The sequence below is a fragment of the Enterobacter sp. Li2LvB3 genome, from assembly GCF_056156645.1.
In genome coordinates, this window is sequence record NZ_JBSICG010000008.1 from 125,433 (window position 1) to 137,746 (window position 12,314).

Consider the following 12,314-nt stretch of genomic DNA (forward strand, 5'->3'; position numbering starts at 1 on the left):
TCCTTATTTCATTTCGTCTCAGCGGCTTCGAGTTCCTGATAATCGTTCAGCTCGCGATAGTTAGCGCGGCGTTTTTCCAGATCCTCCTGGATCTGCTTCATGGTTTCACGGTCAACCTTCAGCAAACGCACCACACCGGCGGTAATCAAATACCCGACGCCTGGAATCACCGTGAACAGCAGCACAATACCGTTGATGGCGTCTGCGCTTTGCGCTTTTGCCCCGGCATCGTAACCGTACCAGGAGAGCAGGAAGCCCACCATTGCACCGGCAATCGCCAGCCCCAGTTTGAGGAAGAAAATATTGCCGGAGAAGCTGATCCCGGTGATGCGTTTACCGGTTTTCCACTCGCCGTAATCGTCCACATCGGCCATCAGCGACCAGTGCAGCGGGGAAGGGATCTGGTGCACGATATTCAGCAGGAAGTAGAGCACCATGATGGTGGTTGTCGCTTTCGGGTCGAAGAAGTAAAACGCGCAGGAGAAAATCGCCAGCACGATATTGGTCCAGAAGAAGACTTTTAGCTTACACCAGCGGTCAGTTAACACCTTCGCCAGCATACTGCCGAACATCATGCCGACCACCCCCAGGCTGATAAACAGGGTGGCGAAGTGGGTGCTCTGGCCCATCACCCAGGTCACGTAATACATGGTGGCGGCCATGCGGATAAAACCCGGGCAGACGTTGCAGAGCGTGAGCAGCAGAATGCGCACCCACTGGTCGTTTTTCCACACGTCTTTAAGATCGTTTTTCAGTTCGTCGTTGGTCTGTACTGCCGGGCGGATACGCTCGCGCACGGTCGAGAAGCTAAACAGGAACATGCAGGTGCCAATCAACGCCAGCACAGTCATGGCCATCTGATAGCCTTTGGCTTTGTTGTCCCCGCCGAACCAGTCGGCCATCGGCAGCAACGTGAGTGACAGCAGCAGCGTCGCGATACCGACCATCACGAAGCGATAAGACTGACAGGCAACGCGCTCTTTAGGGTCGTTAGTAATCACCCCGCCAAGCGAGCAGTACGGAATATTGATGGCGGTGTAGGTTAGCGACAGCAGGAAATAAGTGACAAAGGCATAGATAACTTTGCTGTTATAGCTCCACTCTGGCGTGGTGAACATCAGGATACTGAACAGCGCATAGGGGAAGGCTATCCACAACAGCCATGGGCGAAACCGACCATATTTACTGCGGGTACGGTCAGCGATAGCCCCCATGATAGGGTCTGTTACGGCATCAATGACGCGAACGGACAGCAGCAATACGCCGACCAGCGCAGGTGCCAGACCAAAAATATCTGTATAAAAATAGTTAACAAACAACATGATGGCGCCGAAGATGATATTGCATCCGGCGTCTCCCATCCCATAGCCGATCTTTTCTTTTACTGACAGTTTGTTGTTATCCATTGACTGCTCTCCGGGTTTCGGTATGGAGAGAATTATTTGCTGGCAAAGGAATTTTTGCGTTGCAATATAAGGTCGGTGATATGGATAAAATTGCTGTTGGCGGGAATGTGTGAGGAAGGTAACAACACTCTGCATACCTGAAAAGGCATGCAGAGTGGAAGGGCTGATTAGTGTGCTTTCACCGCGTTGCTATTTTTCTGTTTAACCAGATAGCCCACGCCGAGGATCGCAACCCATACCGGGATCAGGTACACAGAAATTGCCATGCCCGGGGTGATCAGCATGATGACCAGTACCGCCGCCATGAACAGCAGGCACACCCAGTTACCCAGTGGGTAAAGCAGGGCCGGGAAGCGAGTCGCCACACCTTGCTGTTGCTTGGCGCGACGGAACTTGATGTGCGCCAGGCTGATCATTGCCCAGTTGATAACCAGAGCTGAAACCACCAGTGCCATCAGCAGGCCGAAAGCCGATTCCGGGGCCAGGTAGTTAATCAGCACGCACAACGCCGTCACAACAGCCGAGACGATAATGGTGTTTACCGGCACGCCGCGCTTGTCGACGTTGAGCAGTGCTTTCGGGGCGTTACCCTGCTGAGCCAGACCAAACAGCATACGGCTGTTGCAATATACGCAGCTGTTGTAAACGGACAGCGCAGCGGTCAGCACCACGATATTCAGGGCGTTTGCCACGAAGGTATCGCCCAGCTCATGGAAGATCAGCACAAACGGGCTGGTATCTGCGGTAACACGCGTCCACGGCAGCAGAGAGAGCAGCACGGCCAGTGAACCCACGTAGAAGATCAGAATACGGTAGATAACCTGGTTGGTGGCTTTCGGGATGCTCTGCTCCGGGTTGTCGGCTTCAGCGGCGGTGATACCGACCAGCTCCAGCCCGCCGAAAGAGAACATGATGATCGCCATCATCATCACCAGACCACTCATACCGTGCGGCAGGAATCCGCCCTGTTCCCACAGGTTACGTACCGTGGCCTGTGGGCCACCGTTACCGCTGAACAGCAGCCAGCCACCGAAGATGATCATGGCCACAACGGCGATAACTTTGATGATGGCAAACCAGAACTCCATCTCACCGAACACTTTCACGTTGGTCAGGTTGATGGCGTTAATGATGACGAAGAAGGCCGCAGCAGAGGCCCAGGTTGGGATCTCCGGGTACCAGAACTGAATGTACTTACCCACGGCGGTAAGCTCAGCCATGGCAACCAGAACGTACAGCACCCAGTAGTTCCAGCCGGAAGCGAAACCCGCGAAGCTCCCCCAGTATTTATATGCAAAGTGGCTGAATGAACCTGCTACAGGCTCTTCAACCACCATTTCACCTAACTGGCGCATGATCAGAAAGGCAATAAAACCCGCGATTGCGTAACCCAAAATAATGCCAGGGCCGGCAGACTGGATAACGGATGCGCTTCCCAGAAACAGGCCGGTACCGATAGCACCACCCAATGCGATGAGCTGAATGTGGCGGTTTTTAAGGCCGCGCTTTAGCTGATCGCCGTGCTGTTGAGCTTCCATTTGAAACCTCGTGTGTGGTTGTTATGTTCACGCTGTGCGTGTGTAATTATGAATATCCGTTTTCTGTATTTAATTCTTTACGGTTAACGAGACCGAAAAAAGCGGAGGTGACTTCCGTAAGCGCAAGAATAGTGGTAAGCGCCCGTGAATGCACCTGCTTTATGAAGGGCTGATGACGAGTTGAATAAAAAGAAAGCATTTGTAAATTGGCCTGTAAATCCTTCCTACCCCAACCTATAGAATAAAAATGCTCCGTAAGTGGGCGAATTTTCATTATTTGCGTTGTTGAATCGCTTCAGATTGCAAAACACCTCGTTTCATTAAGGTTAAAACTGCCTCTTTGTGGGTAACCAACTCTTTTGTGCAAAGTTACATTTCTGAAACGTTATTTCTGTAAGGTTGTTAAAATGTGCAGGGTTTACTGATTTCAATCAAAACCAATATGGACAGAAGGTGAATACTTTGTTACTTTAGCGATACGAACTTGAAATTGGTAAGACCAATTGACTCCGGGCAAAAAGGCGTAAGACAGGGAATATGGCCTACAGCAAAATTCGCCAACCAAAACTATCCGATGTGATTGAGCAGCAGCTGGAGTTTTTAATCCTCGAAGGGACACTGCGCCCTGGTGAAAAACTCCCGCCTGAACGCGAGCTGGCAAAACAGTTCGACGTTTCCCGTCCCTCGCTGCGTGAGGCAATCCAACGCCTCGAAGCAAAGGGCTTGCTGCTTCGTCGCCAGGGCGGCGGAACCTTTGTGCAAAACAGCCTGTGGCAGAGCTTCAGCGATCCGCTGGTAGAACTTCTCTCTGACCACCCTGAATCCCAGTTTGATCTGCTTGAGACCCGTCACGCGCTTGAAGGTATTGCGGCCTATTACGCCGCCCTTCGCAGCACTGATGAAGATCGCGTGCGTATCCGCGAACTGCATCAGGCCATTGAACGGGCACAGCAGTCCGGCGACTTAGACGCCGAGTCCGATGCCGTCGTCCAGTATCAAATCGCCGTCACCGAGGCAGCACATAATGTGGTTTTACTGCACTTGCTTCGCTGCATGGAGCCGATGCTGGCCCAGAACGTTCGTCAGAATTTTGAATTGTTGTATGCCCGTCGGGAAATGCTTCCGCTGGTCAGCAACCATCGCACCCGAGTATTCGAGGCGATAATGGCCGGGGAACCGGAGCAGGCGCGCGAAGCGTCGCACCGACATCTGGCTTTCATTGAGGAAATCTTGCTGGACCGCAGCCGTGAACAATCGCGTCGCGAACGTTCATTACGCCGCATACAGCAACGAAAGGATTAAGCGCCAGGTTTTTTTAGAGCGCGGCAACTAAACGCAGAACCTGTCTTATTGTGTTTTCTGGCGAAAATACAATGGGACAGGTTCCAGACAAATCAACGTATTAGATAGATAAGGAATACCCCCATGTCAGAACGTCTCCAAAATGACGTGGATCCGATCGAAACTCGCGACTGGCTACAGGCGATCGAATCGGTCATCCGTGAAGAAGGTGTTGAGCGTGCTCAGTATCTGATTGATCAGCTGCTTTCTGAAGCCCGTAAAGGCGGTGTGAAAGTGGCTTCAGGTGCAGGGGCTAACAACTACGTAAACACGATTGCCGTCGAAGACGAACCGGAATACCCGGGCAATCTGGATCTGGAACGTCGTATCCGTTCTGCAATTCGCTGGAACGCCATCATGACCGTTCTGCGCGCATCCAAGAAAGACCTGGAACTGGGCGGCCACATGGCTTCCTTCCAGTCTTCTGCAACCGTTTACGAAGTGTGCTTCAACCACTTCTTCCGTGCAGCTAACGAGAAAGACGGCGGCGATCTGGTGTACTTCCAGGGCCACATCTCTCCGGGCATCTATGCACGTGCATTCCTGGAAGGTCGTCTGACTGAAGAGCAGATGAACAACTTCCGTCAGGAAGTTCACGGTAAAGGTCTGTCTTCTTACCCGCACCCTAAACTGATGCCAGAATTCTGGCAGTTCCCGACCGTTTCTATGGGTCTGGGTCCAATCGGTGCGATCTACCAGGCTAAATTCCTGAAATATCTGGAACACCGTGGCCTGAAAGATACTTCTGAGCAAACCGTATACGCCTTCCTGGGCGACGGCGAAATGGATGAACCAGAATCTAAAGGTGCGATCACCATCGCAACCCGTGAGAAGCTGGACAACCTGTGCTTCATCATCAACTGTAACCTGCAACGTCTGGATGGTCCGGTAACCGGCAACGGCAAGATCATCAACGAACTGGAAGGCATCTTCAGCGGTGCTGGCTGGAACGTGATTAAAGTCATGTGGGGCGGTCGTTGGGATGAGCTGCTGCGTAAAGATACCAGCGGTAAACTGATCCAGCTGATGAACGAAACCGTTGACGGTGACTATCAGACCTTCAAATCCAAAGACGGTGCCTACGTTCGCGAGCACTTCTTCGGCAAATATCCTGAAACCGCAGCGCTGGTTGCAGACTGGACTGATGAGCAGATCTGGGCCCTGAACCGTGGTGGTCACGATCCGAAGAAAGTCTACGCTGCACTGAAAAAAGCGCAGGACACCAAAGGTAAAGCGACTGTAATCCTGGCCCACACCATCAAAGGTTACGGCATGGGTGATACCGCAGAAGGTAAAAACATCGCTCACCAGGTGAAGAAAATGAACATGGACGGCGTGCGTCATATCCGCGACCGTTTCAACGTTCCAGTGACCGATGAGCAGGTAGAAAACCTGTCTTACATCACCTTCCCGGAAGGTTCTGAAGAGCACAAGTACCTGCACGAACGTCGTCAGGCGCTGAAAGGCTACCTGCCAGCTCGTCAGCCTAACTTCACCGAGAAACTGGAACTGCCAGCGCTGGAAGACTTCTCTCAGCTGCTGGAAGAGCAGAACAAAGAAATTTCTACCACTATCGCTTTCGTTCGTGCCCTGAACGTCATGCTGAAGAACAAGTCGATCAAAGATCGTCTGGTTCCAATCATCGCTGACGAAGCGCGTACTTTCGGTATGGAAGGTCTGTTCCGTCAGATCGGTATCTACAGCCCGAACGGCCAGCAGTACACCCCGCAGGACCGTGAGCAGGTTGCATACTACAAAGAAGACGAAAAAGGTCAGATCCTTCAGGAAGGTATCAACGAACTGGGTGCTGGCGCATCCTGGCTGGCTGCTGCGACCTCTTACAGCACCAACAACCTGCCAATGATCCCGTTCTACATCTACTACTCCATGTTCGGTTTCCAGCGTATCGGTGACCTGTGCTGGCAGGCAGGCGACCAACAGGCTCGCGGCTTCCTGGTAGGTGGTACTTCCGGTCGTACGACCCTGAACGGCGAAGGTTTGCAGCACGAAGATGGTCACAGCCACATTCAGTCTCTGACTATCCCTAACTGTATCTCTTACGACCCGTCTTACGCGTACGAAGTGGCTGTCATCATGCACGACGGTCTGACCCGTATGTACGGTGAAGCACAAGAGAACATTTACTACTACATCACCACGCTGAACGAAAACTACCACATGCCGGCAATGCCAGCAGGTGCCGAGGAAGGTATCCGTAAAGGTATCTATAAACTCGAAACCGTTGCCGGTAGCAAAGGCAAAGTTCAGCTGCTGGGCTCCGGTTCTATCCTGCGTCACGTACGTGAAGCGGCACAGATCCTGGCGAACGACTACGGTGTAGGTTCTGATGTGTACAGCGTAACTTCCTTCACTGAACTGGCGCGTGATGGCCAGGATTGTGAGCGCTGGAACATGCTGCACCCAATGGAAACTCCGCGCGTTCCGTACATCGCTCAGGTGATGAACGATGCACCAGCGGTAGCGTCTACTGACTATATGAAACTGTTCGCTGAGCAGGTTCGTACTTACGTACCAGCTGATGATTATCGCGTACTGGGTACTGACGGCTTCGGTCGTTCTGACAGCCGCGAAAACCTGCGTCATCACTTCGAAGTTGATGCTTCTTACGTGGTTGTAGCAGCACTGGGCGAACTGGCTAAACGTGGCGAAATCGATAAGAAAGTGGTTGCGGATGCAATTACCAAATTCAACATCGATGCAGAAAAAGTTAACCCGCGTCTGGCGTAAGAGGTAAAAGAATAATGGCTATCGAAATCAATGTACCGGACATCGGGGCTGATGAAGTTGAAATCACCGAGATCCTGGTCAAAGTAGGCGACAAAGTTGAAGCTGAACAGTCGCTGATCACCGTAGAAGGCGACAAAGCCTCTATGGAAGTCCCGTCTCCTCAGGCTGGCATCGTTAAAGAGATCAAAGTCTCTGTTGGCGATAAAACCGAGACTGGCAAACTGATCATGATTTTCGATTCCGCCGACGGTGCAGCAGCTGCTGCACCTGCGCAGGAAGAGAAGAAAGCTGCTCCGGCTGCTGCTCCAGCAGCTGCCGCGGCCGCGAAAGAAGTTAACGTGCCTGACATCGGCGGTGACGAAGTTGAAGTCACTGAAATCCTGGTGAAAGTGGGCGATACCGTTGCGGCTGAGCAGTCTCTGATCACTGTAGAAGGCGACAAAGCCTCTATGGAAGTCCCGGCTCCGTTCGCGGGTACCGTTAAAGAGATCAAGATCAACACCGGTGACAAAGTGTCTACGGGTTCTCTGATCATGGTCTTCGAAGTGGCGGGTGCTGCACCTGCTGCTGCGCCTGCACAGGCAGCTGCTCCGGCGGCCGCGGCTCCAGCTGTTGCTGGCGGCGCGAAAGACGTTAACGTACCAGACATCGGCGGTGACGAAGTTGAAGTGACCGAAGTGATGGTGAAAGTGGGCGATAAAGTTGCCGCTGAACAGTCACTGATCACCGTAGAAGGCGACAAGGCTTCCATGGAAGTTCCTGCGCCATTCGCGGGTATCGTTAAAGAGATCAAGATCAGCACCGGCGACAAAGTCTCTACCGGCTCGCTTATCATGATCTTCGAAGTGGAAGGCGCTGCGCCTGTTGCTGCTGCTGCAGCTCCAGCACCTGCTGCTGCACCGGCTCAGGCAGCTAAACCTGCTGCTGCCCCTGCTGCGAAAGCAGAAGGCAAATCTGAGTTCGCTGAAAACGATGCTTACGTTCACGCGACTCCACTGATTCGTCGCCTGGCGCGCGAATTCGGTGTGAACCTGGCGAAAGTCAAAGGTACTGGCCGTAAAGGTCGTATCCTGCGCGAAGACGTGCAGACTTACGTGAAAGACGCGGTGAAACGCGCTGAAGCGGCTCCAGCTGCTGCCACCGGTGGCGGTATCCCGGGAATGCTGCCATGGCCGAAAGTGGACTTCAGCAAGTTTGGCGAAATCGAAGAAGTTGAACTGGGTCGTATCCAGAAAATCTCTGGTGCTAACCTGAGCCGTAACTGGGTAATGATCCCGCACGTTACGCACTTCGATAAAACCGATATCACCGATCTGGAAGCGTTCCGTAAACAGCAGAACGCCGAAGCTGAGAAGCGTAAACTGGATGTGAAATTCACCCCAGTGGTCTTCATCATGAAAGCGGTTGCTGCGGCTCTGGAACAGATGCCACGCTTCAACAGCTCCCTGTCCGAAGATGGCCAGAAGCTGACGCTGAAGAAATACATCAACATCGGTGTTGCGGTTGATACGCCAAATGGTCTGGTTGTTCCGGTCTTCAAAGACGTGAACAAGAAGAGCATCACTGAGCTGTCCCGTGAACTGACCGTGATCTCCAAAAAAGCGCGTGATGGCAAGCTGACTGCTGGCGAAATGCAGGGCGGTTGCTTCACCATCTCCAGCATCGGTGGCCTGGGTACTACCCACTTCGCACCGATTGTTAACGCGCCGGAAGTGGCAATCCTTGGTGTGTCCAAGTCCGCGATGGAGCCTGTGTGGAATGGCAAAGAGTTCATGCCGCGTCTGATGATGCCAATCTCTCTGTCCTTCGACCACCGCGTGATCGACGGTGCTGATGGTGCGCGTTTCATTACCATCATCAATAACACCCTGAGCGACATTCGCCGCCTGGTGATGTAATCGAAAAGCCGGCCAATCGGCCGGCTTTTTTCTGATAACCTCATGGGGTTTGTGAGGTTATTGGCGAAAGCGAAAATTCGTGAGCCGTTTGTTGTTTCAAAATTGTTAACAATTTTGTAAACTGCGGGCGGATAGAACGACCCGGTGGACGACGGGTATAAATTAAGAGGTCATGATGAGCACAGAAATCAAAACTCAGGTCGTAGTACTTGGGGCAGGCCCGGCAGGTTACTCCGCAGCATTCCGCGCCGCGGATTTAGGTCTGGAAACCGTCATCGTAGAACGTTACAGCACCCTCGGTGGTGTTTGTCTGAACGTCGGCTGTATCCCTTCTAAAGCGCTGCTGCACGTAGCCAAAGTTATCGAAGAAGCCAAAGCTCTGGCTGAACACGGTATCGTCTTCGGCGAGCCGAAAACTGATATCGACAAAATTCGTACCTGGAAAGAGAAAGTTATCACTCAGCTTACCGGCGGTCTGGCGGGTATGGCCAAAGGCCGTAAAGTGAAAGTGGTAAACGGTCTGGGTAAATTCACCGGCGCGAACACCCTGGAAGTGGAAGGCGAAAACGGCAAAACCGTGATCAACTTCGACAACGCGATCATCGCGGCGGGCTCTCGTCCAATCGAACTGCCATTCATTCCACATGAAGATCCACGTGTGTGGGACTCCACCGATGCGCTGGAACTGAAAACCGTTCCAAAACGCCTGCTGGTTATGGGTGGCGGTATCATCGGTCTGGAAATGGGTACTGTGTACCATGCGCTGGGTTCAGATATTGACGTGGTTGAAATGTTCGACCAGGTTATCCCGGCTGCTGACAAAGACATCGTTAAAGTCTTCACCAAACGCATCAGCAAGAAATTCAACCTGATGCTGGAAACTAAAGTCACTGCCGTTGAAGCGAAAGAAGACGGTATTTACGTTTCCATGGAAGGCAAAAAAGCCCCTGCGGAACCACAGCGTTACGACGCCGTGCTGGTTGCTATCGGCCGTGTGCCGAACGGTAAAAACCTCGACGCGGGCAAAGCTGGCGTGGAAGTTGACGACCGTGGCTTCATCCGCGTTGACAAACAGCTGCGCACCAACGTGCCGCACATCTTTGCAATCGGCGATATCGTCGGTCAGCCAATGCTGGCACACAAAGGTGTTCACGAAGGTCACGTTGCCGCTGAAGTTATCGCCGGCATGAAACACTACTTCGATCCGAAAGTGATCCCATCTATCGCTTACACCGAGCCAGAAGTTGCCTGGGTTGGTCTGACTGAGAAAGAAGCGAAAGAGAAAGGCATCAGCTACGAAACCGCCACCTTCCCGTGGGCTGCTTCTGGCCGTGCTATCGCTTCCGACTGCGCAGACGGTATGACCAAACTGATCTTCGACAAAGAGACTCACCGTGTGATCGGTGGTGCGATTGTCGGCACCAACGGCGGCGAGCTGCTGGGTGAAATCGGTCTGGCTATCGAAATGGGTTGTGACGCTGAAGATATCGCGCTGACCATCCACGCTCACCCAACTCTGCATGAGTCTGTGGGCCTGGCGGCAGAAGTGTTCGAAGGTAGCATCACCGACCTGCCAAACGCGAAAGCGAAGAAGAAATAAGTTTCTTCACGATTGCTAAACGCCTCTTCGGAGGCGTTTTTTTTGTCTGAAAACTACCCATTCTGGTAGTCATCTTATTGATATTATCGCTAAAAATTTTCGTCGGGCTGCCGATACTTTTTTCACCATTGTGTGGCTACTGGCCGCACTGTTTAGGGGTTCTGGACTCTTTATTACACGAAAAAAGGAAAACACATGTCTTTGAAGAAAGTTGCGGTGATTGGCTTAGTGGCAGCAGCGATGACGCTGACCGGGTGTGGCGCGATGACCACAGCGGTGAAAAAACGTAATCTGGAAGTGAAAACCCAGATGAGCGAAACCGTCTGGCTGGAGCCATCAAACGAAAAAACGGTCTACATCCAGGTTAAAAATACCTCTGATAAAGACATGAGCAACCTGCAAACCCTGCTGGCTAATGATCTTGTTGCCAAAGGCTATAAGGTGACCAGCTCCCCTGATGGCGCCTACTACTGGGTGCAGGCTAACGTTCTGAAAGCGGACAAAATGGATCTGCGTGAATCTCAGGGTTACCTGAAAACTGGCTACGAAGGTGCTGCTGTGGGTGCTGCACTGGGCGCGGGTATCACCGCGTACAACAGCAACTCTTCCGGTGCCGCGCTGGGCGTGGGTCTGGCGGCTGGCCTGATTGGTATGGCGGCGGATGCAATGGTGGAAGACGTGAACTACACCATGGTGACCGACCTGCAGATCTCTGAGCGTAGTAAAGCGAAAGTCACCACTGATAACATCGCGGCGCTGCGCCAGGGAACATCCGGGGTGAAATTGCAAACCAGCACCGAGCAGGGTGATCGCGCGAAATATCAGACCCGCGTGGTGTCTAACGCCAACAAAGTTAACCTGAAGTTCGAAGAAGCGAAGCCGGTGCTGGAAGCCCAGCTGGCAAAATCAGTCGCAAATATTCTGTAAGTTAAAAAGCCGGGTGGCGTCTTCGCCTTACCCGGCCTACAAAACCCGTGGCCGCCAGCAGTCAGGGGGCAACGGGCTCCCAGGATTTATCCGGACTGTACGCCGTTAAGGCTGCGGCTTTTTGCTCTGAATCCTTGCCCAGATCGCGCTGGTAAACGGTATCATCCTGATTGATCACAAAGCTCATCACTCCCGTTTGCCCGTAGCTGACAGGCCAGGCAACCATCGCAAAGCCGTTGTTTTTATCGGGCAATATACGGAAGCGATATCCGTGATAGCCGGCCCCAGGCTCTGACGGGCTGAATGCCGGGCCAAGCGGGCTGGGCGCTTCCCCGGGCGTAATGGGCCAGTACAGACCATCTTTTTTCCCTTTTGAGCTGACAATTTTCTGCGCATATGTCTGGTTCATCTCGTAATAACTTTGCTGTGCGTCCACGTAAGCGTGGAGCGCTTCTATAGCGGCGAGTTCATTACGACCAATTTCACGTGTCAGGATCTCTTCGGAAGCTTCCTTGATATCAAATTGCCAGCCGTTTGCGGTCTTAATGACCGGTATCGGGAGCTGCCAGTCGCTATCGCCCACCACCAGATGTGCGACATAGCCGTTAGTTACTGTGTTATGCCGGACTTTCCAGTCGCGCAGGAAGCGGTCGACGGCATCAGGATCGACCCCTTCAGGCGGCAGGAAATCGCGCCAGTTTTCCCCGAGCAGTTCGCCCATTGCGGCTTCATTTTGCTCGCTGATTGCATTTACCAGTGCGTCTGTCGCCTTGTCCGGAGTGTCGAAGTGTTGTTGTGCTTGCGCGATGGCTGAAACCATGAGCAACACCAATCCGCTGAGTAATTTAATGTTCAT

The 12,314-nt window shown here is 52.7% G+C and carries 8 protein-coding genes; 5 read left to right on the plus strand and 3 right to left on the minus strand.

Annotation, left to right across the window (positions count from 1 at the left end):
- Positions 1-8: 8 nt before the first annotated feature.
- Positions 9-1,406, minus strand: a complete 1,398-nt coding sequence (locus ACS603_RS08940) for a glycoside-pentoside-hexuronide (GPH):cation symporter (protein WP_182059596.1) — start codon at positions 1,404-1,406, stop codon at positions 9-11.
- 167 nt (positions 1,407-1,573) lie between these two features.
- Positions 1,574-2,944 carry an aromatic amino acid transporter AroP gene (gene aroP, locus ACS603_RS08945; RefSeq protein WP_315687925.1) on the minus strand — a complete coding sequence of 457 codons (1,371 nt, stop codon included), beginning with the start codon at positions 2,942-2,944 and terminating at the stop codon, positions 1,574-1,576.
- A gap of 537 nt (positions 2,945-3,481) precedes the next feature.
- Here aroP and pdhR point away from each other — a divergent pair.
- From pdhR to traT, 5 genes are all read left to right on the plus strand, one after another.
- A complete protein-coding gene (gene pdhR, locus ACS603_RS08950) occupies positions 3,482-4,246 on the plus strand; it encodes a pyruvate dehydrogenase complex transcriptional repressor PdhR (protein WP_014068921.1) in 765 nt (254 codons plus the stop codon).
- A 123-nt stretch (positions 4,247-4,369) separates the two neighbouring features.
- A complete protein-coding gene (gene aceE, locus ACS603_RS08955) occupies positions 4,370-7,033 on the plus strand; it encodes a pyruvate dehydrogenase (acetyl-transferring), homodimeric type (RefSeq protein ID WP_182059598.1) in 2,664 nt (887 codons plus the stop codon).
- Between the two features lie 14 nt (positions 7,034-7,047).
- Positions 7,048-8,931, plus strand: a complete 1,884-nt coding sequence (gene aceF / locus ACS603_RS08960) for a pyruvate dehydrogenase complex dihydrolipoyllysine-residue acetyltransferase (RefSeq protein WP_182059599.1) — start codon at positions 7,048-7,050, stop codon at positions 8,929-8,931.
- A gap of 175 nt (positions 8,932-9,106) precedes the next feature.
- Positions 9,107-10,531, plus strand: a complete 1,425-nt coding sequence (gene lpdA / locus ACS603_RS08965) for a dihydrolipoyl dehydrogenase (RefSeq protein WP_014068924.1) — start codon at positions 9,107-9,109, stop codon at positions 10,529-10,531.
- A gap of 195 nt (positions 10,532-10,726) precedes the next feature.
- Complete coding sequence (gene traT, locus ACS603_RS08970) at positions 10,727-11,458, plus strand: conjugal transfer complement resistance protein TraT (protein WP_182059600.1); 732 nt, start codon at positions 10,727-10,729, stop codon at positions 11,456-11,458.
- Between the two features lie 61 nt (positions 11,459-11,519).
- Here the strand turns inward: traT and ACS603_RS08975 are convergent, their stop codons facing one another.
- On the minus strand, positions 11,520-12,314 hold the full coding sequence (locus tag ACS603_RS08975) for a DUF2950 family protein (protein ID WP_474944121.1): 795 nt from the start codon (positions 12,312-12,314) through the stop codon (positions 11,520-11,522).

What these genes read in the sequence shown, in the direction of transcription:
- ACS603_RS08940 (WP_182059596.1), bottom strand. Translation starts at nt 1,406, where the DNA reads ATGGATAACAACAAACTGTCAGTAAAAGAAAAGATCGGCTATGGGATG.
- aroP (WP_315687925.1), bottom strand. Translation starts at nt 2,944, where the DNA reads ATGGAAGCTCAACAGCACGGCGATCAGCTAAAGCGCGGCCTTAAAAAC.
- pdhR (WP_014068921.1), top strand. Translation starts at nt 3,482, where the DNA reads ATGGCCTACAGCAAAATTCGCCAACCAAAACTATCCGATGTGATTGAG.
- aceE (WP_182059598.1), top strand. Translation starts at nt 4,370, where the DNA reads ATGTCAGAACGTCTCCAAAATGACGTGGATCCGATCGAAACTCGCGAC.
- aceF (WP_182059599.1), top strand. Translation starts at nt 7,048, where the DNA reads ATGGCTATCGAAATCAATGTACCGGACATCGGGGCTGATGAAGTTGAA.
- lpdA (WP_014068924.1), top strand. Translation starts at nt 9,107, where the DNA reads ATGAGCACAGAAATCAAAACTCAGGTCGTAGTACTTGGGGCAGGCCCG.
- traT (WP_182059600.1), top strand. Translation starts at nt 10,727, where the DNA reads ATGTCTTTGAAGAAAGTTGCGGTGATTGGCTTAGTGGCAGCAGCGATG.
- ACS603_RS08975 (WP_474944121.1), bottom strand. Translation starts at nt 12,314, where the DNA reads ATGAACATTAAATTACTCAGCGGATTGGTGTTGCTCATGGTTTCAGCC.